23 protein-coding genes are annotated in these 22,736 nt (G+C 43.9%); 7 read left to right on the top strand and 16 right to left on the bottom strand.

Translation table 11 applies throughout. The features are described from left to right. Nucleotides 1-2 precede the first annotated feature (2 nt). The 4 genes from sstT to J5X94_RS08565 all read right to left on the bottom strand — a co-directional run bounded on the left by sstT (nucleotide 3) and on the right by J5X94_RS08565 (nucleotide 4,616). The gene (gene sstT, locus J5X94_RS08580) at nucleotides 3-1,205 is read right to left on the bottom strand and encodes a serine/threonine transporter SstT (protein ID WP_189583694.1); all 1,203 of its coding nucleotides are present in this window, start codon (nucleotides 1,203-1,205) and stop codon (nucleotides 3-5) included. Between the two features lie 325 nt (nucleotides 1,206-1,530). After that, nucleotides 1,531-2,007, bottom strand: coding sequence for a DNA polymerase III subunit chi (locus J5X94_RS08575; RefSeq protein WP_210540957.1), 477 nt, complete (start codon nucleotides 2,005-2,007; stop codon nucleotides 1,531-1,533). A 36-nt stretch (nucleotides 2,008-2,043) separates the two neighbouring features. Next, the gene (locus tag J5X94_RS08570; RefSeq protein WP_210540956.1) at nucleotides 2,044-3,693 is read right to left on the bottom strand and encodes a leucyl aminopeptidase; all 1,650 of its coding nucleotides are present in this window, start codon (nucleotides 3,691-3,693) and stop codon (nucleotides 2,044-2,046) included. A 317-nt stretch (nucleotides 3,694-4,010) separates the two neighbouring features. Beyond that, nucleotides 4,011-4,616, bottom strand: coding sequence for a cysteine hydrolase family protein (locus J5X94_RS08565; RefSeq protein WP_210540955.1), 606 nt, complete (start codon nucleotides 4,614-4,616; stop codon nucleotides 4,011-4,013). A gap of 514 nt (nucleotides 4,617-5,130) precedes the next feature. On the opposite strand from J5X94_RS08565, the gene J5X94_RS08560 reads away from it, so the two are divergent. Both J5X94_RS08560 and lptG read left to right on the top strand, forming a co-directional pair. Next, entirely contained in the window at nucleotides 5,131-6,414 is a 1,284-nt protein-coding gene (locus tag J5X94_RS08560) for an LPS export ABC transporter permease LptF (protein WP_210540954.1), read from the top strand. Further along, nucleotides 6,411-7,637, top strand: a complete 1,227-nt coding sequence (lptG, locus tag J5X94_RS08555; RefSeq protein WP_210540953.1) for an LPS export ABC transporter permease LptG — start codon at nucleotides 6,411-6,413, stop codon at nucleotides 7,635-7,637. Before J5X94_RS08560 ends, lptG begins: the two co-directional genes overlap by 4 nt. 185 nt (nucleotides 7,638-7,822) lie before the next feature. Here lptG and J5X94_RS08550 read toward each other — a convergent pair whose 3' ends face one another. Then, on the bottom strand, nucleotides 7,823-8,431 hold the full coding sequence (locus J5X94_RS08550; protein WP_210540952.1) for a class I SAM-dependent methyltransferase: 609 nt from the start codon (nucleotides 8,429-8,431) through the stop codon (nucleotides 7,823-7,825). 368 nt (nucleotides 8,432-8,799) lie between these two features. On the opposite strand from J5X94_RS08550, the gene J5X94_RS08545 reads away from it, so the two are divergent. The 3 genes from J5X94_RS08545 to J5X94_RS08535 all read left to right on the top strand — a co-directional run bounded on the left by J5X94_RS08545 (nucleotide 8,800) and on the right by J5X94_RS08535 (nucleotide 10,748). Next, entirely contained in the window at nucleotides 8,800-9,162 is a 363-nt protein-coding gene (locus J5X94_RS08545) for a helix-turn-helix domain-containing protein (RefSeq protein WP_210540951.1), read from the top strand. After that, on the top strand, nucleotides 9,162-9,707 hold the full coding sequence (locus tag J5X94_RS08540) for an ImmA/IrrE family metallo-endopeptidase (protein WP_210540950.1): 546 nt from the start codon (nucleotides 9,162-9,164) through the stop codon (nucleotides 9,705-9,707). The genes J5X94_RS08545 and J5X94_RS08540 overlap by 1 nt, the downstream gene beginning before the upstream one ends. 150 nt (nucleotides 9,708-9,857) lie before the next feature. Next, nucleotides 9,858-10,748 carry a hypothetical protein gene (locus J5X94_RS08535; RefSeq protein ID WP_210540949.1) on the top strand — a complete coding sequence of 297 codons (891 nt, stop codon included), beginning with the start codon at nucleotides 9,858-9,860 and terminating at the stop codon, nucleotides 10,746-10,748. Between the two features lie 245 nt (nucleotides 10,749-10,993). Here the strand turns inward: J5X94_RS08535 and J5X94_RS08530 are convergent, their stop codons facing one another. From J5X94_RS08530 to recN, 8 genes are all read right to left on the bottom strand, one after another. Further along, complete coding sequence (locus J5X94_RS08530) at nucleotides 10,994-11,338, bottom strand: DUF3817 domain-containing protein (protein WP_210540948.1); 345 nt, start codon at nucleotides 11,336-11,338, stop codon at nucleotides 10,994-10,996. 44 nt (nucleotides 11,339-11,382) lie between these two features. Further along, complete coding sequence (gene xerD / locus J5X94_RS08525) at nucleotides 11,383-12,321, bottom strand: site-specific tyrosine recombinase XerD (RefSeq protein ID WP_210540947.1); 939 nt, start codon at nucleotides 12,319-12,321, stop codon at nucleotides 11,383-11,385. A gap of 38 nt (nucleotides 12,322-12,359) precedes the next feature. Continuing rightward, nucleotides 12,360-13,580 carry a methyltransferase gene (locus J5X94_RS08520; protein WP_210540946.1) on the bottom strand — a complete coding sequence of 407 codons (1,221 nt, stop codon included), beginning with the start codon at nucleotides 13,578-13,580 and terminating at the stop codon, nucleotides 12,360-12,362. Between the two features lie 111 nt (nucleotides 13,581-13,691). Further along, a complete protein-coding gene (tusA, locus tag J5X94_RS08515) occupies nucleotides 13,692-14,018 on the bottom strand; it encodes a sulfurtransferase TusA (protein ID WP_025652600.1) in 327 nt (108 codons plus the stop codon). An 82-nt stretch (nucleotides 14,019-14,100) separates the two neighbouring features. Next, nucleotides 14,101-14,577 carry a hypothetical protein gene (locus J5X94_RS08510; protein WP_025652599.1) on the bottom strand — a complete coding sequence of 159 codons (477 nt, stop codon included), beginning with the start codon at nucleotides 14,575-14,577 and terminating at the stop codon, nucleotides 14,101-14,103. Nucleotides 14,578-14,655: 78 nt separating this feature from the next. Then, on the bottom strand, nucleotides 14,656-15,186 hold the full coding sequence (ruvX, locus tag J5X94_RS08505; protein ID WP_374189988.1) for a Holliday junction resolvase RuvX: 531 nt from the start codon (nucleotides 15,184-15,186) through the stop codon (nucleotides 14,656-14,658). A gap of 40 nt (nucleotides 15,187-15,226) precedes the next feature. Continuing rightward, on the bottom strand, nucleotides 15,227-15,790 hold the full coding sequence (locus J5X94_RS08500; protein WP_025652597.1) for a YqgE/AlgH family protein: 564 nt from the start codon (nucleotides 15,788-15,790) through the stop codon (nucleotides 15,227-15,229). Between the two features lie 275 nt (nucleotides 15,791-16,065). Then, on the bottom strand, nucleotides 16,066-17,754 hold the full coding sequence (gene recN / locus J5X94_RS08495; protein ID WP_210540945.1) for a DNA repair protein RecN: 1,689 nt from the start codon (nucleotides 17,752-17,754) through the stop codon (nucleotides 16,066-16,068). Between the two features lie 629 nt (nucleotides 17,755-18,383). Between recN and J5X94_RS08490 the strand changes: the two genes are divergently transcribed. Then, nucleotides 18,384-18,719 carry a pyrimidine/purine nucleoside phosphorylase gene (locus J5X94_RS08490; protein WP_010197725.1) on the top strand — a complete coding sequence of 112 codons (336 nt, stop codon included), beginning with the start codon at nucleotides 18,384-18,386 and terminating at the stop codon, nucleotides 18,717-18,719. Between the two features lie 200 nt (nucleotides 18,720-18,919). Continuing rightward, entirely contained in the window at nucleotides 18,920-19,690 is a 771-nt protein-coding gene (gene rlmB / locus J5X94_RS08485; protein ID WP_210540944.1) for a 23S rRNA (guanosine(2251)-2'-O)-methyltransferase RlmB, read from the top strand. On the opposite strand, the gene coaE is transcribed toward rlmB, so the two are convergent. Genes coaE through J5X94_RS08470 form a run of 3 tightly spaced genes read right to left on the bottom strand, consistent with a single transcriptional unit; the run spans nucleotide 19,653 to nucleotide 22,554 of the window. Further along, nucleotides 19,653-20,345 carry a dephospho-CoA kinase gene (gene coaE, locus J5X94_RS08480; protein ID WP_025652594.1) on the bottom strand — a complete coding sequence of 231 codons (693 nt, stop codon included), beginning with the start codon at nucleotides 20,343-20,345 and terminating at the stop codon, nucleotides 19,653-19,655. The genes rlmB and coaE overlap by 38 nt on opposite strands. A gap of 60 nt (nucleotides 20,346-20,405) precedes the next feature. Further along, entirely contained in the window at nucleotides 20,406-21,305 is a 900-nt protein-coding gene (locus J5X94_RS08475) for a prepilin peptidase (RefSeq protein WP_210540943.1), read from the bottom strand. 25 nt (nucleotides 21,306-21,330) lie between these two features. Then, on the bottom strand, nucleotides 21,331-22,554 hold the full coding sequence (locus tag J5X94_RS08470) for a type II secretion system F family protein (RefSeq protein WP_210540942.1): 1,224 nt from the start codon (nucleotides 22,552-22,554) through the stop codon (nucleotides 21,331-21,333). Nucleotides 22,555-22,736: the final 182 nt, after the last annotated feature.

Below are 22,736 nucleotides of genomic sequence, written 5' to 3'. Positions count from 1 at the left end.
ACTTAACGAGAATACGTCGGATCTGCTGCTGCTGTGAATAGCACGTCGGTTGACGAGTTCAGCGCTGTTTCTGCCGAATCTTGTATCACCCCAATGATAAAGCCAATTGCCACCACTTGCATGGCGATTTCGTTTGGAATGCTAAACAAGCTCGCCGCCAATGGAATCAGTAGTAACGAACCACCAGCGACACCAGATGCACCGCAAGCACTAATCGTTGCCACCAAACTTAGCAGAAGCGCTGAAGCAAACGTCACTTCGATACCCAAGGTATGCGCCGCTGCAAGCGTTAAGACGTTGATCGTAATCGCCGCGCCTGCCATATTAATGGTCGCACCCAGTGGAATCGTCACCGAATAAGTATCTTCATGCAGACCCAGTTTACGAGCAAGGTTCATGTTGACGGGAATGTTGGCAGCCGAACTACGCGTAAAGAAAGCCGTAATTCCTGACTCACGCAGGCAAGTGAAGACCAGCGGGTAAGGGTTTTTGCCAGTCTTAACAAGGACGATAATAGGGTTGGCGACCAAGGCGATAAATAGCATACAACCGACCAGCACCATCAAAATACGCGCATAACCAGCCAACGCGCCAAAGCCTGTCTCCGCGACGGTATTGGCAACCAAGCCTAAGATACCAAAAGGCGCTAAGGCAATGACCCATTTCACGACTTGTGAGATGGCATCCGCGAAATCACCGACGACAGTACGAGCCGTATCGCTGGCTTGACGCAGTGCAAAGCCAATGATGATTGCCCATGCCAAGATACCAATATAGTTGGCTTCAGCAATGGCGCTGATAGGATTGGCCACCAAATTCATCAGCAGATTGGTCAACACTTCTTTCAAGTTCGCTGGTGGTACTTGCTCGATAGTAGCATTCACCAACGTCAGCTCGGTCGGGAATAAGAAGCTTGCGCCCACCGCAGTCAGGGCGGCCAAAAAAGTGCCGAACATATACATAATGAGCACGGGCTTAACGAAGACTTCATTGCCGCTACGATGCTGACTAATCGCTGCGATAACCAAAGTAAATACCAGTATCGGCGCAACCGCTTTTAGTGCACCCACAAATAGCGTCCCTAATAAGCCTAGTGCTATACCAGTATCTGGTGCTAGCCAACCAATCAATACGCCTAATATCAAACCAATAATAATGAGCGGCACCAGCCCTATACGCTGGTACATCGCAATTAGTGAACGCATCTATACATCCTCGATTTAGTCAATACTCCAAATTATTTATAAATGATGACCGCATTAACCTTGCTTAAAATACGCAGTGTACGCTCGGTTACTTGGTCGCCATTTTGAAATAATTCGACTGTAAATAAGACGTTTATAGTGAAAACAGAAAAATAATCGAAGGATGGTAGCATTTTTTAGGATAAGAGCCTACCTTTACCACCAACCGACATAGGCGGGACAGGTGAAGGTAGAGACTTAATATGAGAAAAATTGACGTGGATTCTCTGATGAGAAATCGTGCTTTTCGTGAGAAATGAGGAGGTGTTAGGGCGCAGGCTGCAACTTAAACTTTAAAATGCGTCAGCTCATAGCCTAGTTGTTGATAAGCCTTATACTTGTTCCGACCTTCTTGAACACTGGTCGCGTCAGGTTTAATCAACTCAAGAATACGGGTAGGTTGGGCATTGCTGGTTGCTTGCATAAAAGCATTGACGGGCTGTGCTGTTGTATTAATAACGATACCGTTGAAATCTGCTGGCATATAGCCGCCAAGCAATACAGGTGCTAATCGTTTGTTAATATCAACCTCAGAATCATCGCCTTCAGTATTGTTAGCTAAAAGGCATTGATGCGGTATAAAGCTTGTCGCTTCTTGTGCCCATAGCGCCTCATCAAGCGTCGATGATAATTCTGCGTCATCACCTACAAGAATGAGCAGCGATTGGCTGCTTTTATTGAGTGCCGTTTGGGTCAACTGACAAATAAAGCCCAAGAAATCTTGGGCTTTACTGTCGCTTAATACATAAAAGCTAACTTTCATAAACTGATTTTCATAAGTTGGTTGTTCATCAACGGATTAGACCATATTCGCGCTGTTTTTTAAGTATTGCATAAATAGCGGTACAGGGCGACCAGTCGCTGCTTTATCTTTGCCCGAGTTCCATGCCGTACCAGCGATGTCTAAATGCGCCCATGCTTGACCTTCTTCGACGAAGCGCGACAAGAAACAGGCAGCAGTTACAGCACCTGCACCTTTACCACCGATGTTTTGCATGTCAGCGATAGGCGAGTCGATCTGTGCTTGATACTCGTCATCCAACGGCATATGCCAGATGAGATCGCCAGATAGGTTGCTGGCATTTTCTAAATCAAACAAGACGTCTTCATCATTACTAAAGACAGCCGAGCGGACATGACCCAGTGCAACCACGCAAGCGCCGGTCAATGTAGCGACATCAATGATAGTTTTTGGTTGATAACGCTGTACGTAGCATAAAGTATCTGCCAATACTAAGCGACCTTCCGCATCGGTATTTAATATTTCAACGGACTTACCATTCATGGCTTTTACGATATCGCCTGGGCGCGTGGCATCACCTGATGGCATGTTTTCTGCACAAGCGAGAGCACCAACGACGTTGATCGGTAGACGCGCTTCACATAGTGCTTTAATTGTACCGAGTACAGAAGCTGAACCACCCATATCAAATTTCATCTCATCCATTGCCGCACCGGGCTTGATTGAGATACCACCTGAATCAAACGTGACGCCTTTACCGACTAATACGATAGGCGCGTCATCATTTGCTGCTTGCACAGTGTCATCGTTCTTTTTAGAGGCTTTTTTGTTAGCAGTCTTGGTGGGTAGTTTATCAGTCAATGCTTTTAAGCCACTAACTTTGGCACTGCTAGTCGTGGATTTACCAGCGTCGGCGCTAAAGTTTGACTTACCGCGATACTCCATGAGTACCAGCTTGCCTTCTTTGGTGGAGCCTTGCGCGACTGCTAAGAAGCAATTCATGCCCAGCGCTGACATCTCGTCTTCACCCAGTACCGTGACTGTTAATAGGTCAGGGTAGGTTGCTGCTAGCTCTTGGGCTTTTTCTGCCATGTAAGCTGGGAAGCAGATGTTACCTGGTTCATTGGCTACATCGCGAGTCAAGCTTTGACCAGCGAATACTGACTCTGCGAATTCTAATGCTGGCTGTAGTGATTCGTCAGCTAGTAGATAAATATCAGTTAGCGCAGGCGTGCTTTGCTCAGATTTGTATTTGTCAAAACGATAGGTAGCGGCCAACAGATTGAGGGCAAACTGACCAAATTGGTTTTCTTCAAGCGTGTCGCCTAACGCAACGGTGATAGAGGCTACCCGTTTTTGTGTGCTGCTATAGATGGTTTGAGTGATTTTTTGCAAGACTGTATTGTTGAGCTTATCGACGTTGCCAACACCGACCAATAATAGCTGGATAGGGTTTTGCTTAGTGGTTTTTTTATCACCCGCTAGCGCATAATCAACTACCGTTTCGCCAGCTTTACCGTTGAAGTGCGAGACTTCGATCAATTGCTCGATACGAGTGCTATAGTCTGCCAACACCGATTCAGCAAGGATGTTTTTTTTGTCATCGACTAGGACGACTAGGCAGGCCTCGTCTTTGTTTTTGGCTTCTTTTTTTAGAATTTTTTGAGTATGAGTTTTTGGCAGGTGCTGAGATAATTTAATATTCATATAGTTATCCTTATTAGAGTTATAAATTTAGGAGGGCAAATCAGTGATGAAGACAGTATCAGCATTTTACTACTCTTATGTCGTCTCACTATTTTTTAAATTGCTTATTATTGTAGTGTAGCATATCAGCGAATCGCTGCGCAGTCGGCAAGGGTTAGGTAATGTTTTCGTTTAAATTTGCTGCGCTATCTTGCTAAGGCGTATGGGACGTTCTACGACGAGTCTACCAGTAGCTGAAAACGAGCTGGAAACAAGCTAAAAGTAGGCAACCGCCATACTATCGAATGTATGACGATTACGTATAGTGACATTAACCATTAATCATTAACCAAGTCATCAGTCGCAACCAAAGCCGCAAATCTATCTTGTAAGGCCGCCATGGCAGTATCGTGCATCACTTCAGCGCTGATGTCTTCTCTTTTAACACTAGGAAGTGCGCGAGTGGCACAGGCATCATGGCAAACAAAATTATCAAAGCCTAAATCAAACGCCGCTCTGACGCTAGAGCTGACACACATATGACTCATAAAGCCTGCAAAAATAATTTGTTTTTTTCCGGTCGCTGAGATAAGTGCTTGAAGCTGAGTGTCATGAAAGGCATTAGGGTGCTTTTTGGTGATTATTTTTTCGCCATCCATTGGTTTTAGCTCGTCCACAATAGCGACGTTAGCAGACAATGGGTTAAAAACATTGCCATTGTCTTCGCCATGATGAGCGATATGAAAGATAGGAACGTCTTGTTTACGGGCTTTATCAAGCAATAGGCGCGCGTTTGCAGTGGCTTTGCTGCCTGCTTGACCTAATGGCATGGCGCCATCGACATATTCGTTTTGATAATCAATAAAGACGACAGCGCAGTTTGACCAATCAAGGGTATCAAATTCGCCACCAGCCAGCTCAAGTAGGGTAGAGGGATTAGACATTTTATTTATGCTCCAATAATTGTGGTAGAGGTGAGTATTGACAATCAATCAGTCTAGCAATTAATGCTACTCATATTTGTGACTTGATACGAATGACAAACAAACCTTTCTAAAAGCAAAAACACTGGCTAATTAAATTGACGCAATACCGCAGCCAGTCATGTCTTATCATTTATGCGATTTATTGACTACTGGTAACGTCTACCAGTGTTTATTCATGCTGAATCATGTGTCATCAGCAAGGCTTGGGTGATTTTTTAGCACACATTTCACAGTCATTTTTTATCAAAATATGCTAGCATTAGCGGTTACGTTTATCGCTTATCTTTATATCATTTGACTTATAAGTGGCACCATTACGTTGATGTCTATTTAAGTGTTTGTCTGTCTAGGCATTTGAGTAGCATTACGCTGGTCATACCATACTATTGCGCTTGCCTCTGTCAGTCAGCACGCGATACACCGTCCACATATCCACTGTTAAAGAGTACCTATTGTGATATTACGCCGCTACATGACCCAACAAGTTGCCTCAACCACCGCTTTGGTATTGGGGTTTTTGGTGGTTATGATGCTTGGTGGCCGTCTGATACGTTACTTTGGCATTGCCGCAGAAGGCAATCTAGATATCAGCTTATTATTTACCATCATTGGTTATAACTTGCCGTACTTTTTAGAGCTGATTTTGCCCTTGGCTTTTTTTATTGCTCTAATGCTGGTGTTTGGGCGCTTATATGTCGATCAAGAAATGGCGGTTATCAATGCCAGTGGTGTCTCACGCGGCAAGCTGGCTCGGCTGATGACTCCTTTGATACTGGCCTTATTCGTTGGCGAGGCTGCATTATCAGTCGTCGGCAAGCCGTGGGGTGTACGCTCATCTGAAGCTATTTGGCAGCAGCAAGCCTTTACCAGTGCCTTTGATTTGATTCGCCCCAATGAGTTTATCAGTAGTGGCAATTATCATCTTTATGTTGGCAGCCTTAGCGACGACAAAAAACAGCTACAAGATGTGATACTCATTCAGTCTGAGCCAAAAGCTAAAGGTAGCAACGCCAAAGCGGCTGCCATGGATGTCGATAATACGATTGATCCTGAAACCGCAGAACAATTAGCGATTCCAGACGTGCCACAAGCGTTGATAAGCAAGGGCGATAAAAACATCAGTAAAGACACCATTACTTTGGCCAAAAGAGCTGAGCAAGTACAGACAGGTGACAAGGGCGTGACCCAATTGGATTTATTCCAAGGGCGTCGTTACGAGGTCGGTGCGGGCAGCTTGAAGTATAATCAAGTCGGCTTTGATCGCTATCGCATTACCTTGACGGAATCCTCACAAGATGTGATCACCGAAGACAATATCGAAACCCAAGCAATCGGACCGTTATGGCAAGCGGCAACTGGCAGTGCCCAGTTCGGTGGTGAAAATGCGCTGCGTGCGGCACAGGGTGAGCTTGGCTACCGTTTTGCTTTGCCGTGGCTGATGATTATTGCACCGATGCTCGCTGTCCCACTGGCGCAAGTACGTCCGCGCCAAGGTCGTTGGTTACGCCTATTTCCTTCGATTCTATTGTTTGTCAGCTGTGCGCTGGGTATCATTTCACTCAAAAACGCTGTGAGCAAAGGCAGTGTGAGCGTTTGGGCGTATGCTTGGCTGATTTTAGGATTTATGGTATTGGCACTTTATATGAATTGGGGTAGCCGTGTGCAGCACCGATTGCGCTTTCGCAAACCAGAGAATGGGTCTCTAACAGTTGCCGATCATCAAAGCAGTGGCTCACAAGGAGGGCAGTCCTCATGAGTGCTTTATTCTCTAAATCTCCCAATGCTGACTCGCAAAACGTGAATGCTCAGTTTGCCAAAAAATCTGCCAATCTAAAAGTCCTTAGCCGTTACGTCAAACTGAATGCTTTGCTAGCAATCGTCGGAGCGGTTATAGGTCTGTGGGCATTACAACTGGTATTTTCTTATTTGTCTGAGCTGGATTCGTTAGATGATAGCTATACAATGGGTGAGGCGATTAAATATATCTTTTATCGCTCACCTTATTTTTTAGAGCAGTTTATCCCGACGGGTGCATTGCTCGGTGCGGTTGTGGGCTTGGGTTTACTCGCCAATAAAAGCGAGTTGGTCGTCATGCGCGCCGCTGGCGTCAGCGTTTATCGCATCGTTGGCTGGGTATTACAGCCCGCTTTGATTTTTGTACTGCTCGCATTGCTCATCAATCAGTTTGTTTTGCCGCACTCTAATCAATTGGCAAAAGAGATCAACGATGAAGACAGTACCTCGTTGGTCACATCGGTGCGCGGCTACTGGACAGTACAACCACGTTTTGAGAATACAAAATCTGGTCGTACCAAGCCGGATGGTAGCGATATTTTGTATATCGATTATGCCGATGTGCAAGGCAATATCGGCGAGGTCAAACGTTGGCATTTAGACAATAATGGCAATCTACAGACGGCTGTTCACGCTGAGGGCGGGCAGTATATCGGTCGCGAACCTCTGGATACGGTCAGTAGCGAGCCGAGTGAGCAGTATCGTTACGAGTGGGCGTTGAATAACATGACCAAGCTGATGATTAATCAAGGCTTTGAGAGTAGCCAAGCGATCTCGCCGTCAGATACCTTAAGCCTACCCTTTGCCCCTGAGTCTGTGTATTTACTCACCCGCAAAGCCGAAGATCTGTCATTGACCCAGTTGTACGAGCATCGTCAATTTATGCGCCAACAAGGTCAACGCTCTTTGAGTCATGAGTTAGCATTTTGGCAAAAATTGCTATCACCATTATCGATATTGTCGTTGGTGATCGTCGCCTGCTCATTTGTCTTTGGCTCATTGCGTACGCATAGCTTGGGCTTGCGTATCGTGGTGGCATTATTGTTTGGCTTGCTGTTTAGTTACGTGCAAGACTTGGTTGGCTTTGTCTCATTGGCGACTGGATTTTCGCCATTATTGATGGTGCTATTGCCTATTATCGCTAGTGCGATATTGGGTGGATATTTGCTTAAACGGCAGATGTAGCGAGATATCATTTGCCATAAAAAAGCCCGCCAAAACTATATGTTTTAGCGGGCTTTTTATTTGTGTCATGTTCAAAAATTTATATCATTTACAAAAATTAGAGTAGCAAGGAAAAAGAGTACAAGTACTACGCATTGTAGGCTAAGCGATTTTGACACAGCTAATCGTATTTTTGGCGTTTGGTATTAGTCTTTGGTCGCCATTGTAATCGTATAGGTTTTGCCTTGCTTGACCTTGTCGCTATTGCCAAACACTTCGGTAAATGAGCGTTTCACGAATTGGCGCAAACCATTGATTGTTACCACATAAAAGCGACCACCTTTACGCATACGGGCATATGCATCGAGGAAGTACAAATAATGCTGCTCTTTGCCCACTTTGGCTGGCAAGTTCGACATCACGAGGCTAAAGTCTTTGTCTTTTGCCACGTGATTGAAGCCGTTTGATAAATGTACATCGACATTTTTCAGACCATTTTTCTCACAATTTAGGCGCGCATATTCTACCGCCATAAAGTCTTTATCAATCAACGTATGCAGACCGTTTGGACATTCACGCGCTGCCGTCATACCAAGCACGCCATAGCCACAGCCCAAATCGATTGAATCATCATCCACTTGAAAATCCACATAATCAAGCAGCATCAAGCTACCATCATCGAGCTTTTGCGGTGAAAAAATACCCCATGTGGTCGAAAAATCAAACGGCTTGCCCAGTACATCTTGGCGAAAGTTAATGTCTTCGCGCCAATGTTGGGCACTTTTCAACAGGTCAGCAGGGGGTCTATGGCTCATAGGATTCTCGAATAATGGATAAGTAAAAGGCGGTGCGTTGTTCAGCTATGCAGCGTGCACGTTATACGCGTATTGTAACGAGAAAAGGGCGGGTTTGCAGCTATGGATTGATAGAATTGTATTATCAGGATTGTGAGAGACATCAATTTGAACTTTCACTCGTATTTATAAGTTTGAATTTAAGTAAACTATTATCTTTTAATTCCATATCAGCATTGATAAAAATTAGCTAATTACAGAATATTCTATCAGGAACAATAGATAACAAATATAAAATTACATTTTTTAGATATTATATTTGCAATTAATTAACCTTTAGGTTAATATATTTTCACTGAAGTAAATAAGTTGCTAAAGAAGAGGTGATTATGGCAAGTTTATCGGAGTTCGGTAAAACGCTAAGAAAATTACGTATAGACCGCGAAATTATGCTTAAAACAATGGCAGATGAAATAGGTGTTACATCTGCATATCTTTCAGCTGTTGAAACTGGTAAAAAATCTACTAATCCATCTTTAATTAATAAAATTTCTAACTACTTACAACTAGACGAAGAAAAATCGTGGGAACTAACGGAAGCAGCGAGTAAGTCTAAAAATGATATAACCGTCAAACCTATAAACGATTACCAAGCTGAGTTAGCACTCATGTTTGCTAGAAAAATGGAAAATAACAGCATTGATTTACAAGCTTTTGAAAACTTCTTGAGGAATGAGGCTAAGGGGGATTAATGCTAAATCATAAAACATACAAGAACAGAGGTGTTAGAGTTAGTCCTCGCAGTAAAGAAGATATCAAAGGATTAGCAAATGCTTTTAGAGATGTTTACGCACAGATTACTTTGCACCAAAGATTAGACTTACTTAAGCTTATAGAAGTAATTCTTCCAAGAATGACAAATCTAAAATTCGAATTTATTCTTATCGAAAAAGAAGAAATGGGAGAAGTTGAAGCAGCAATGTCACCTGATAGAATGAAAATGTATATTAGGAATGATATTTACGAGCGTCTACATCAAGATGATGCCCGTGCTAGATTTACTATTGCACATGAAATAGGTCACTTCGTATTACACGACGAAGTGGCCTTAACTCGTTCTAGTCAAGGTAAGCATGAACCATTTCGGGATTCAGAGTGGCAAGCGGATTGTTTTGCAGCAGAATTACTTGCACCTATAGAAGCTTGCAAAGAGTACTTAAAGATTGAGGATATTATGAATAACTTTGGTATCAGTTACAGTTGCGCGCTGATAAGGTTTAATGAAACAAAAAACTGATGCACCAATTAAGATACACCAGTTTTGTACTGAGAAGCCAAGGCAGTACAAATGACCTAAGTTTTCAGTGTTTTCTAGATGTGAGAGTCAGAATTATACTGGATTTTTAGGACTTATACAATTCTTGGCACTAAATGAAGTGAGAATTTTATGAAGTTCAGCGATTATTTTAATTTACAGCCAGTTCAGGGTAGCTTTGAGTTTTTCGACATTGATATAGAGGTAGATACGAAAAACTTTGTTGATCCTTATTATATCGTTAGAGATAAAAGTCTTTTAGGAATACAGATGACTAGGAGTATCACAGGCTTTATGCATCAACTTCTATTGCATGTAAGAAGTGATGACTTACAACAATCTTATAAACTGTGTAGCAAATTCGGTGAAACTAAAGGAACACGTCTCGGATATTCGGTGAAACGTCGGGATGGTCATGGGGCGGGAAAAAGTTTATCACAGAAATTCGTGGACAGTCTGTTTGCTTCCAGAGCTGTAACTTCTGGAGTAATTAAACACTTAGAAGAATCTAGTTTGGTTTGTGAGGGCATTGGCAAAGATATTATTTCTGATATTACTATTAGTTTAGTTAAGCTTCAATTGATAGAGTTTACAAACAAGGTTTGTCAGAAATATAGCATACCAGTAAAAACCGTCTCAGAAAAAATTACTTACTACTGTAATATTAATAATGAATGGAAGTCCAAAAATTTTGAACTACCACACGTTATCGATAATGGTGTAGAGTCTTACTTAATTCTAATCCCAGAGAAAATCGTTCCTGAAAAAGTATCTTATAATCATAGTTTGTTCTACAGTAATATCGCTATCCCAATTTATAAAGAAATAGCTATCAAAGAAAAACGTCCTTACGTTGCAGAACTAAAGTCTGGTGAAAAAAAGGTTTATAGTAAAGATATTAGAAGTGACTTGAGGTTTAAAGGGAAGAAGTCAGATATGATTGATTTTATCAATGATAATCCTGAAACTTTGATGAAGTATCGCCAGCAGGTAGCTGATTATAGGTATCGCAAAGATATTTAGAGAGCTACTATTTTATATAGCAAAAGAGTCTTTATCCTAGGATAAAGACTCTTTTGTATTTCTAGTATATCGAATGATAACTTGCATGCAGTTTAGCCGTCGCCAAATATAGTCAATCTACTATAAAAGCGTTAACCTCGCTTTAGGTATTAAATATACATCTACACTCGGTTGCCTTGTACCACTTTTAAATTGAACCGACTATAGATATAGTTATCCAAAGTATCTCTGAATTTAAAATTTTTTCAATCTTGCTTTCCCAGCCTCTTTTTCAACACATAATCAAACACAAACGGCCCAAATGGCAAAAATGAGCCAAGCACACCTGCAGGCATTACCCACAGCGGCATTTTTATTTTGCTGGTTGCAATCAGTAGCATCAAAATATAGGCAATAAACAATGCCCCATGCGCCATACCTACATATTTCACTGCTTCAGGAATACCTAGCATGTATTTTAGTGGCATGGCGATACCAAGCAATAATAGAAAAGAAGTGCCTTCTAAGTAACCCATGATGGTCAGGTTTTTAAGGGCAGAATTTTGCCCTTTTGTTAGGGTAGGCAGAGTAGATGGCTGAGCTTGCAACACGTTTTATTCCTTTTACAATCATCAATAAATAGTCAGTTTTAATTTTAACCGCGCGGATGATGCTCCGCATGCAATTTTTGCAATCTTGCCGTCGCCACATGGGTATATATCTGCGTGGTAGACAAATCACTATGCCCAAGCAACAACTGCACGCTACGTAAGTCCGCACCATGATTAAGTAGATGCGTGGCAAAGGCATGGCGAAGGGTATGCGGCGATAGTTCTTTATCGATACTGGCGACTTTGGCATACTTTTTGAGCAAATACCAAAAGTTCTGCCGCGTCATATAGCCACCTTGCGCAGTCAAAAACACCGCTTGGCAATTGCCAGATTTCAAATGCGCTATTAGGTCTCCACGAGCATGCGTCAGATAGTCTTCTAGCGCATCGCTGGCATATTCACCTAATGGCACCAGTCGGGTTTTATTGCCTTTACCAGTAATTTGTAGCCAGCCTGAATTTAGATTCACTTGTTCCAGTGACAGATTAATCAACTCACTGACACGCAGACCGCAGGCATAGAGCACTTCTAGCATGGCTTTATCACGCAGTCCGAGCGCCGTGCTGGTATCAGGAGATGCTAGGAGATTATCAACATCGCCCTCGCTCAAATCCTTTGGTAATGGACGCCCAAGCTTTGGACTTTTAATACGCTCACAAGGATTATCTTCACGCAGATTGCTTGCGATCATCCATAGATAAAACTGCCGCAAGCTTGAGAGCATACGCGCTTGGGTACGTGGCGTTTTGCCCTCGATGGTAATAGTAGATAAACAGTGCAGCACGTCATCGGCTTGCCATCTAGTCAAAGCGGCTTTATTGGTTAGCTCGCAAGAGCGCAGGTCGCGCACATAGGCATTACGCGTCCGCGTGGCTAGACCACGAGCCAGCATCGCTTGACGAAACTCGGTGATATAAGTAGGTTCATCATCAACGGCTAGCGCTTTAGGTTGGCGCTGTTGTACAGCACGGTCGCGGCTCATAATTTGATACTCAATGATTAATTATCAATTATTAAAGATTAGGCAGGTACTAAACACCATAATGAGGTAATTTCCGCACTACGCGCCGCATATAGAGGATCAGACTTATCTTGGCTGCGACCATGCTTAGGTTTTGTATCGAGGCGGTATTTTACTTTTAAATCGCTATCTGCAAACCAACCTAATAATTCCTCACGAGTACGCAGCTGCAAATGCTCAGCCAAATCTGACAGAATTAACCAGACTTCTCCTTGCTCAGCTAAATGAGTTTTCGCGCTCTGCAAAAATCCACGCAGCATGGCGCTATTGGCATCATAAACGGCATATTCGAGGGGCGAGCTAGGCTTGGCAGGTAACCAAGGCGGATTACAGACAATTAAATTAGCGAGTGGCGCATCAGTCGGATACAAATCAGCTTGCTGCAACTGTACGTTAGTGAGTTTTAATCGCGTAAAATTTTCGCTAGCGCAGGCTAAAGCCCGTGGATTTAAATCGGTAGCAATCACCTGATTTACACCGCGCTGCGCTAAGATAATGGCAAGCAAGCCTGTGCCTGTGCCGATGTCATAAGCGATCTCATGAATGGTCGGCAGCGTCGCATCGAGCAGTAGCTGCACATACTCATGGCGGGTTGGTGCAAAAACGCCATAATGCGGGTAAATCGATAGACCTAAGCTTTCAACTGGCACGCCTTTTTCGCGCCACTGCGCTGCACCTAACGCCCCTTGCAAGTCACGAAATGAAAGTACACATGATTCATCAGCCGCGTTGTCTAACTGGCCAAAAGCTGCTGTACAGGCCGCGCTGACATCAGGGGCGCGACGCAGATGGCTGACATAATTGGCATCAAGCTCTAGTAGCAAACGACTTAATATACGCGCACGCTGTGCTTGCATTTGCCGTTGTTGATGAAACAAGTTAGGTAGTTCTTTAGAGTTGACCGAATCAGACTCTGCGTTAGACTTAGCAGATTTATTAGCCGCTTTCTTTATTTTGCGCTGCTCAGAGCGCTCATTGGTACGCTCGATACGTCGGTTGAGCGCTTGTAGCAATTGCTTGGCATTATGAAAGTCGCCGCGCCACAGCAGTGACGTGCCTTCGCAAGCCAAGCGGTACGCCTCATCTGCGGTTGTTTTGTCATCGACCAATACAATACGCGCAGGCGCTGCATGATTGCTCTCCGATAACCAGCGGGCACGACGTAAGGTTTCATTGCCATTTTCGTGCCACTGTACGTACTGCTGTTGGGTTGCTAACACGTTATCTACCTTTAATTTGTGAATGATATGTTTTGTACAAAGCAAAGATATCTTTGTGTTTTTGATGCTCTTAAATTATTAGTGCAAGGTCAACCGCATGCGTTCAAGCTTTCAAGCGCTCTTTTTCTTCACCAAATAACGATAAAGCGTGGCGCTGATAGGCGCGTTGTCATCGCTCACAATAGTGATTTCATCGGGATCGACATTTAAAGGTACATTTTCAGCAAGGGTTTCTTGCTGGACAAGCTCATGCCCTAAATGACGGCAAAAATTAGGAATATCGCGAGTGGTGGCTGGATCAGTGGCGAGGATCTCAATCACCTCGCCCGCATCAGCCTTACGGATGGTTCGATGCAGCATCATCACTGGCTCAGGGCAAATAAGCCCTTGGGTATCTAGATAATGTTGAATCGTGCTATCAGATATTGAAGTAGTCATAGTCGTCGTTTTAAATTAATAAAGTATGGTTAAAAAAGTTCTTTGCTAGCTATTGCTTAGCGTTATTTTCTGTTCAGCTGTTTTACACTTCTTCGGCGATTTCGGCTTCCTCAGCGTCTAAAAAGTTAAAAAAACGCTTAAAGCTCACCTTAAACAAAAATGCCACGCCAAGCCAGCAGGACAGCCCTAACCAAGCGGTATCGGCAAATAATAGCCCGCCAAGTAATATCACCGTGGATACGCCAATACTCATGGCAATCATCGACGGTTGGTTTAAGCGATAACGATAAATAACCAACGCATCGTAAATGGTAATGGGAATGGTCAACGCCACTAAAACGTAGGGCAAGTTATAGAAGAGTTGATAAAGCAGCTGATTGTCATGAAAGGCTTTGATACTGGCAATGGTACCAAAGACCATAAAGGCGAAGATAGCGGCATAAATAAGATAAATCGCTATTTGATTCGCTCGCTGAGCGCCTTTGATACGAGCAATCGCAAGCGGCGCAAAGCCATGTTGCGATTTGTTTTGCAGAGACTGGTCTGAGACAGTGGTCATAATAATCAGGCATTTATCCGTGTAGAGTGACGATATGTCAAAAATTAGCGCTATTGTAACAGCAAGCTAGTCGCTAATTTAGTCTGCTTTGATGGCATCGATGGCGATACTGCTACTGGGATCAGCAAAATAAGTCGACATCAGGATACAAGCAGAGATGTCATCGATGGGGTCGCGCTCATGCTTAATCCAGCCATTATCCCACGCGATCTCACGCGCCGCCACTGAAGTTAGGCGTTCATCGCAGAGGCTTACTACAACTGGCAGGTGCTGTTCCATGACTCGATGCGCTAGGCGACGGGCAAATTTGTGCGCGCGCTTCGACAGCATTGAGCTGCTACCATCCATATTAAGCGGCAACCCCACCACCACTTTTGTCACGCCCCATACCTTGATAATACCCAGTAGATTATCCCAATCAGGCTGGCCATTATTCATCGCTAAGATATCAAAAGCACGCGCGGTTTCGGTGATAGTGTTACCTAGCGCCATGCCCATTTTTTTGACGCCATAATCAAGCGCCAAAATAAGATGCGGCTTAATAACTGGTTCCACCATAGTCGTATCGGCAGTTTCGATTTCAGTGCTAGTTTCAGACTCTACCATCATTATGCATACTTCCTATTTTCATACTTATTGAGCTTCTGACTCAAGCGTGACCAATATCGCTACTTAAATAGTCAAAATTAACCCCAATCTTATCGGCAGCGATTTGCCAGCGTTCTTCAAATGGCGTATTAAACAATAAATTCAGATCAGCAGGACAGACGAGCCAGTCGCCACTAGCAAGCTCTTGATCGAGCTGTTTTTTGCCCCAGCTGGCATGACCTAAGCACAGCTGATAATGACCAACGCCTTGACCGGCGGCGATACGCTTCAGGATATCTTGACTGGTAGTGATACAGACGTTTTCTGAGATGGCAAAAGACGATGCCCATTCTGGTTGACCTGTATGCAGGACAAAGCCGACCTCGGGATACATTGGACCACCTTCTAATGCCACATCTTCCATCACTTGCGGATCGGTTACCTCAATGTCTAAATCCTCTAGCAGTTTGCCCACGCGCGACTGCTCTAATGGACGATTGACCATCAGACCGAGGGCGCCATGTTTGTCATGACGACAGATATAAATCAGCGCCTGCTCAAACCGTGGGTCTGAAAGCTCGGGTGCCGCGATTAAGAAATGATGGGTCAAATTGGCTTTAGACATAGCAACAAACGCAACCTAATAATAAAGGTGAAATAATAGAGAAGACACACCACTATATGGTGATAATGAGGGGGAAATCAACCGAGGCCAACAATCGCCATACGTTAGCCAGCAGTTATCTTTTTATAAATGATGGATACTTATAATCAAAATATCCTAAAAACGCTATGGTATTGCTGATATCAATTTTTTGCAGCCTCTGTCTGCGTAGGCACAGCAAGCAAGCAAGCAAGAAAAATTGATATCAGCAGTGCGCGATGTATCGATATGACTTTTCACTGACTATATTTTACATCAGACAATAGACTACGGGCATGATCACGGGTGACGTCAGTGATGGTCACACCGCCCGACATACGAGCCAACTCATCGACTTGCGCGCTGTCAGTCAATATTAACAGCTCACTTTCAGTCTGTTCGTCATGGTGTTTTTGTACCAAGATATGCTGATGCGCTTGCGCTGCGACTTGCGCCTGATGGGTAATGGCAAGTAGTTGCTGCGTCTGCCCAAGCTCGCGTAAGAGCTCACCGACCACTTGTGCGGTGCCGCCACTGATACCGACATCGACTTCATCAAATACTAGCATTGGCTTGGCGGCATTATTATCGGCATTGGTCGCTTGCAATACTTGCATGACCAGCGCCATCCGCGACAGCTCACCGCCTGAGGCAATCTTATGTAGCGGCTGCATCGGCATACCAACGTTGGCGCTAAATAATAAGTCAATATCATAGCAGCCTTGCGCACTATATTGGCTTGGATCGGTCTTCTTAGTAAAGACAAAATCGCAGCGGGCGTTGGGCAGGGCAAGCGGTTTTAATTGCTTAATCAGCTGCTTACTGACAGTTGGCGCCGCTTTTGTTCTTTCTTTATTTAGTTGGGTTGCTAGGGCGAGATAGTCCTGCCATGCTTGTTCAATTTGCGCTGCCATGGCATCACTGCTTGGCTCGTTTTCAAGCTGCTCTAATTGCGCTTCCCAGCCTTTGGCCTCATCGATTAAGTCGCTTGCTGGCAAGCTATGTTTACGTGACAAGCGGTGACCTAAGCTGATTAAATTGTCTAATGCTTGCAAGCGCTCAGGGTCAGGCAGTTGCTGTTCGGCATAATCTGAGAGTAGAGCGGTCACCTCAGTGATTTGCTGCTGTGCTAAATGTAGCTGCTCGGAAGCTTGCTCAAAGGTTTGACTAACCCCCAGCTGATGATCACAGAGCTTGATGGCCTGTCCTAATAAGGTCATGACGTCAGGCTCATCGGTATCATTGTCGAGTAGATGAAGACCGTGACTGGCTTCCGTCATCAAGGCTTCAATATTGGATAGCTCTTCGTGCTCCGCTTCGACTTCCGCATAATCAACCGCCAGTAATGGGGCAATATCAGCCAGCTGACTTTGCAATAGTTGGATTCTATCTTGACGCTGAGCTTCGCGGCTGGCAATGTCATCCGCACGGCGTTTAAGCTGCTGATAAGCTTGATAGCTGCTAGCCGTTTGTGCCGCTAGTGGCGTGATTTGTGCCATCTCATCGAGCCATTGCACCACAAACTGCGGCTTAAGCAACGCTTGCTGAGCATGTTGGCTATGGATATTAACCAGTAATGCACCCAAACTTTTAAGCTCTGCCAAGCTCACTGGCGTGCCATTGAGCCATGCTTTGGAGCGCCCTGTGTTGCTCAATTGACGACGAATCAATACTTCCGGCTCTTCTAGCGCTCGCTCATTTTTGGCAAACCATTCAGCAACAACATTGTTATTTTCCACATCGAACTGCGCATAAATATCCGCATTTGCAGCGCCATGTCTGACCATCGCACTGTCTGCACGCTCGCCTGCACATAAGGATAGCGCATCTAGTAATAGCGACTTACCAGCCCCTGTCTCACCAGTAATGACATTAAAGCCTTCAGCCACACTCAGCTCATGCTGAGCAATCAATGCAAACTGATGTAAAGTTAATGATACAAGCATCAACGCCTCTCATGACAGACAATCAACCTCACATAAAAGCATGGGAGGTCATATCTAAAATAGGGTAAATAAAGAAGTAAAATGGTAGGGGTAATAGTACTAAATAGACAATAGCCATTGGTAAATAGTATGGTGTCAAACGCTATTAAATACAAATTTTAAAGTCGTCAAATACTGCGAACTAACTAGGAAAGACTATCATAAAAATTCAATAAGCCTATGATAAAAAAGCAGTTAACCGTCTTAATAATCGCCTTAATAGCTATCATAAGCGTGATAATGAGCGACTGTCATAATAAGTTGTTATCATTAAACAGCAATCGTCATAATGGGGCGCAACGTATATACACTATAGGCATCAGTCGATGGCTGCAAAGCGAATGGTTAAGAATTATTCAGCCTAAAAACGCAACAAAATTTTCATTGGTCCTGTAACAAACTTTATAGATATAATGTGGTAGCATAATCTCACATAATGATAAACTCTTACCACTAGATTTTTAGCCATTGTGCGACATAGCGTGTTTTTACTATAGTGCAAAATGCGTAGTACAACCTAGGTAGAGTAAGCAGTTCAATACGTTACTTATTTTTTAGTTTGGCAATAATTATTTGATAAGGAAGCCACTATGACAGCGGCGCAATTTACCAGTGTGACAGTCAATGCCCAAGCCACGATATCTTATGATGGTCGTTGCTCAAGCCATACCATTATGTTCGAGGATGGTCGGCACAAAACATTAGGTGTGATTTTACCTTGCGACAATTTGGTCGAGCATTATCACTTCAGTACCAATACCTCCGAGCGTATCGAAATTATCAGCGGCGAGTGTGAAGTCAAAATAAATGGTGATGAAGAGTTCAGCTACTATCGCGCGGGACAATCATTCGTCGTTGAAGGCAACAGTGGCTTTAACTTACGCACAGAGGAAATCGTGCAGTATATCTGTCATTTAGAAGGTTGATACTATTACCAGTTAAAGGTTCCAAAAGACAGTTTATAGCGGCTTAGCCCTCAAAAAGAAATAAATCTTGCGATAAGGTTTATTTCTTTTTTTTGGTGACATTATTTTGTTTAAGCCCTTGATTAATTGCTACAATTATCGTCATATCTCCCTTTTCTATCGCAGTGTGCGATAGCCACCTTATAACCGGCAGTCCTATTATGGCAAAACCCATTTATTTCTATGGCATTCATGCTATTGATGCGTTACTCGAACATCGTCCTCTTGATGGCCTTAGCTTGTTTGTACAGCAAGGGCGCGAGAGCGACAGTCATGTCAAAGCGATTATGGCGCAGGCAGCAGATAATGGCATCAGCATTCAACCGACGCAAAAAGACAAGCTCACGCAACTGTGTGGTAGCCCGCAGCATCAAGGTGTGGTGCTGAATGCACGACCGTTAGGTTTCGCTGATGAAGGCTTGCTTGATATTGTCATCGGCCGTGAACAGTGTCTGCTATTGGTTTTGGATCAAATCACCGATGCGCATAACTTTGGTGCGTGCTTGCGTACCGCCGTTGCCATGGGTGTTGATGCGGTGGTTTGTCCAAAACATCATGCGGCGAGCCTCACGCCTACGGTTGCGAAAGTGTCGGTAGGGGCAGCAGAGATGATGCCTATTATTAGCGTTACCAATTTGGCACGCACGCTGACGCAAATCAAAAATGCCGGCGTCTTTGTATTCGGTACAGCACTCAATGCAGAGGCGAAGCCGATACATGAGGCAGACTTGACAGGTAAAACAGCTATTATTATGGGGTCAGAAGGAGAGGGCATGCGCCGCCTGACGACGGAGAGCTGTGATGAGCTGGTTTATATTCCGATGTCAGGCAATGAGCATGGCAACTTACAAAGCTTAAATGTAAGCGTTGCCACGGGCATGGCGCTATATGAAGTTAATCGGCAGCGTACTTTAGCTGCTGGGCAAGCGTAAGATAGCTCTGATGTAGTGGCTCTAATTTTAGGTAGAGATCAGCCAAATTACCATCATTAAGTACGACATCATCAGCGTGCTGATTCCGCTCTTCGCGGCTTAGCTGATTGACCATGATGGCTTTAATCTTTTGTACGCTTTGTTCATCTCGCTGGCTGGCACGGGTCAGCTGGGTGTCCACCGCCGCATCCATGACCAAAATACGCTGGCATAAATTGGCCAGCCCTGCTTCCGCCGCTTCAATGAGTAGTGGCGCTGACAATACCACATAAGGTGAGGTGCTTTCGGCCAGCTGTAGTTTTGCCGCCTCACGTATCGCTGGATGGGTAATCGCTTCTAGCTCAATCAGTGCTTCTGGATAAGTAAAAACATGCGTTCTTACCGCTGCCCGATCCATATCTCCTTTTTCATTCACTACCCAATCACCAAACTTCTTCTGGATTTTGCGTAGCGTTGCGCTGCCTTTGGCAACGACTTGATGGGCAATGACATCGGCATCAATAATATCAATGCCTTGCTCAGCGAACCAATCACTGGCGGCAGATTTACCACTACCGATGCCCCCGGTTAGACCTACTACTAGCGTCTTGCTTTTCTTTTGCAGGCTTTGTGGTTGATGAGAATAAGGCGAAGCTGTTGTGGCATATTTTGACATAATAATGACTTATCTAACGGATAGAATGGCAGTAATAAACTGAGAAAATAGTTTGTGACCCTAAGTATACATGCCCAAGTACCAACTGACGATATCTGAGCCATATAATAAAGCAACAATACCAGCCACTGCGATATAAGGACCAAAGGCAAAAGGCTTACTCTCACCTTGTTTTTTCATCAAAATCAGGCCAACGATTGAGCCGAGTAGGGAAGACAATAAAATAATTAATGGTAACATCATGGGCCCAAGCCAAGCACCCAGTACTGCTAGGAGCTTAAAGTCACCTTGTCCCATGCCATGTTTTTTGGTGATAAGGAAGAATACTTTGACCACTATCCATAGTGATAAAAATCCAAACAATAAACCCCAAATAGACTGAGTTGGCGAGACAAACCAGCTTTGCGAATTGACGGCCAACCCTAAGCCCGCTAAAGGAAAGGTTAGGCGATCTGGTAGTAGTTGGGTATCAAAATCAATACCGGTTAACGCAACCAATGTCCATACTAAAACTAAGGCTGATAATCCAGCGGCACTGACCCCAAACTGATAGATGACCAATATTGACAGCAATGCAGTCACTAGCTCAACTACAGGGTAACGCAGGCCGATATTGGCTTTACAGTCTGAGCAGCGCCCTCGTAACACTAGCCAGCTTATTAAGGGTATGTTTTCGTACCACTTTATTTTGTGCGCGCAGTGAGGACAGCGTGACGCTGGTCGACTCAACGTAATAGGGATATCCGCTGCGACGATATCGGTCAATGGTATGGTATGCTCTTGCGGCATGTCTGCTTGTTGAGACATAAATTCACTGCATTCTTGACGCCAGCTATAGACCATCATCAGCGGCATACGGTGAATCACCACATTTAAAAAACTGCCCACACAAAGGCCCAACAGACCAAATACGACTAACGCTACCGTCATATTACTTTGTAGTAATTCTATAAATTGCATTAAGTAGCTGTCCTTTCCGTCATCTTTAACCTACTACTGAGCCCATTTGGAAAATTGGCAAGTACATCGCAACCACCAAGCCACCGACCAGCACACCCAACACAGCCATAATCATAGGCTCCATTAAGCTGGTCAAGCCATCAACTGCATTATCGACTTCGTTTTCATAATAGATCGCTACTTTGTCTAACATTTCTTCTAAACTACCAGACTCTTCACCGATACTCACCATTTGAATGGCCATACTTGGAAATAGATTGGTAGAGCGTATCGAGAATTGTAATTGTTGCCCAGTAGATACATCATTTTTAATTTGCTGCGTGGCATTATAAAAAACGACGTTATTAGTGGCGCCAGCAGTCGAATCTAGCGCATCAATAAGAGGTACACCAGCCGCAAAGGTAGTAGATAGGGTACGAGCGAAACGCGCGATAATGGCTTGATAAGCAATGTTGCCAAATATTGGTATTTTTAAGACTGCACGGTCTAAAAAGTCTCGGAATTTTTTAGAGCGTTTTTTGGCTTCTGAAAAACCAATAATCGCCCCACCAATGAGAATAATCAAAACAAACCACCACGCTTGCATCCACTCTGACATGCCAACGACCATTTGGGTAAAAGCAGGCAGCTCTGCGCCAAAAGATTCGAATAAGTCTGAGAATACAGGGACTACTTTGATTAGCAAAATCATGGTAACGATAACGGCGACAACGATGACCGCGATAGGATATTTCACCGCTTTTTTGATTTTAGCTTTTAGTAGCTCACTTTTTTCTTTATAAGTAGCAACCCGTTCTAGCATGGTCTCAAGCGCACCTGATTGCTCACCAGAATCGACAAGCGAGCAAAAAAGATCGTCAAAATAGCGAGGATGCTTACGCAGGGCAGAGGCAAAAGTCCCGCCAGCTTCGATATCGGCTTTTATTTTTAAAACCAACTCTTTCATACTGGGATTATCAAGGGAGTCCGCGACAATCTCAAAGGACTGGGTCAATGGCACGCCGGCTTTCATCATGGTTGCCAATTGGCGGGCAAAGATGGCAATATCGATAGGTTTGATGGGTTTTTTAAAGGTATAAAGTGGCTTCGGTTTTTTCTTAATACCTTTGACGGTGATGCCTTGTTTACGCAGAGTAGCTTTTGCCAGCTCTAAGCTACGACTGGTCGTTTCACCTTTTACTTTTTGTCCGCGTCGATTTACCCCGTCATAGACAAAGTCTAACAGCATGTCGGTCTTTGCTTTTGCCATGATACTACCCTCAAAATTTGTCTAATATAAATATTGCAAAGATGTACAACGATGCCAGACTTATTACACAAACATGGCATACTTTATTTTAACGTAAAAAACCAGTATAACTCTGTTTTATTTTTAAGTACATCTGAGTGGATATTATTGCTCATTTATAAAAGCCAATCTATTAAATCTAA

Source organism: Psychrobacter sp. K31L (assembly GCF_017942195.1).
GTDB classification, from domain to species: Bacteria; Pseudomonadota; Gammaproteobacteria; order Pseudomonadales; family Moraxellaceae; genus Psychrobacter; species Psychrobacter glaciei.
The sequence above is the reverse complement of the archived record's forward strand: the minus strand, read 5'-3'. Positions and strand labels throughout refer to the sequence as shown.

Bases quoted from the DNA above. Each gene is read 5' to 3' on its own strand.
- sstT (WP_189583694.1), bottom strand. From the start codon at position 1,205: ATGCGTTCACTAATTGCGATGTACCAGCGTATAGGGCTGGTGCCGCTC.
- J5X94_RS08575 (WP_210540957.1), bottom strand. From the start codon at position 2,007: ATGAAAGTTAGCTTTTATGTATTAAGCGACAGTAAAGCCCAAGATTTC.
- J5X94_RS08570 (WP_210540956.1), bottom strand. From the start codon at position 3,693: ATGAATATTAAATTATCTCAGCACCTGCCAAAAACTCATACTCAAAAA.
- J5X94_RS08565 (WP_210540955.1), bottom strand. From the start codon at position 4,616: ATGTCTAATCCCTCTACCCTACTTGAGCTGGCTGGTGGCGAATTTGAT.
- J5X94_RS08560 (WP_210540954.1), top strand. From the start codon at position 5,131: ATGACCCAACAAGTTGCCTCAACCACCGCTTTGGTATTGGGGTTTTTG.
- lptG (WP_210540953.1), top strand. From the start codon at position 6,411: ATGAGTGCTTTATTCTCTAAATCTCCCAATGCTGACTCGCAAAACGTG.
- J5X94_RS08550 (WP_210540952.1), bottom strand. From the start codon at position 8,431: ATGAGCCATAGACCCCCTGCTGACCTGTTGAAAAGTGCCCAACATTGG.
- J5X94_RS08545 (WP_210540951.1), top strand. From the start codon at position 8,800: ATGGCAAGTTTATCGGAGTTCGGTAAAACGCTAAGAAAATTACGTATA.
- J5X94_RS08540 (WP_210540950.1), top strand. From the start codon at position 9,162: ATGCTAAATCATAAAACATACAAGAACAGAGGTGTTAGAGTTAGTCCT.
- J5X94_RS08535 (WP_210540949.1), top strand. From the start codon at position 9,858: ATGAAGTTCAGCGATTATTTTAATTTACAGCCAGTTCAGGGTAGCTTT.
- xerD (WP_210540947.1), bottom strand. From the start codon at position 12,321: ATGAGCCGCGACCGTGCTGTACAACAGCGCCAACCTAAAGCGCTAGCC.
- tusA (WP_025652600.1), bottom strand. From the start codon at position 14,018: ATGACTACTTCAATATCTGATAGCACGATTCAACATTATCTAGATACC.
- J5X94_RS08510 (WP_025652599.1), bottom strand. From the start codon at position 14,577: ATGACCACTGTCTCAGACCAGTCTCTGCAAAACAAATCGCAACATGGC.
- ruvX (WP_374189988.1), bottom strand. From the start codon at position 15,186: ATGATGGTAGAGTCTGAAACTAGCACTGAAATCGAAACTGCCGATACG.
- J5X94_RS08500 (WP_025652597.1), bottom strand. From the start codon at position 15,790: ATGTCTAAAGCCAATTTGACCCATCATTTCTTAATCGCGGCACCCGAG.
- recN (WP_210540945.1), bottom strand. From the start codon at position 17,754: ATGCTTGTATCATTAACTTTACATCAGTTTGCATTGATTGCTCAGCAT.
- J5X94_RS08490 (WP_010197725.1), top strand. From the start codon at position 18,384: ATGACAGCGGCGCAATTTACCAGTGTGACAGTCAATGCCCAAGCCACG.
- rlmB (WP_210540944.1), top strand. From the start codon at position 18,920: ATGGCAAAACCCATTTATTTCTATGGCATTCATGCTATTGATGCGTTA.
- coaE (WP_025652594.1), bottom strand. From the start codon at position 20,345: ATGTCAAAATATGCCACAACAGCTTCGCCTTATTCTCATCAACCACAA.
- J5X94_RS08475 (WP_210540943.1), bottom strand. From the start codon at position 21,305: ATGCAATTTATAGAATTACTACAAAGTAATATGACGGTAGCGTTAGTC.
- J5X94_RS08470 (WP_210540942.1), bottom strand. From the start codon at position 22,554: ATGGCAAAAGCAAAGACCGACATGCTGTTAGACTTTGTCTATGACGGG.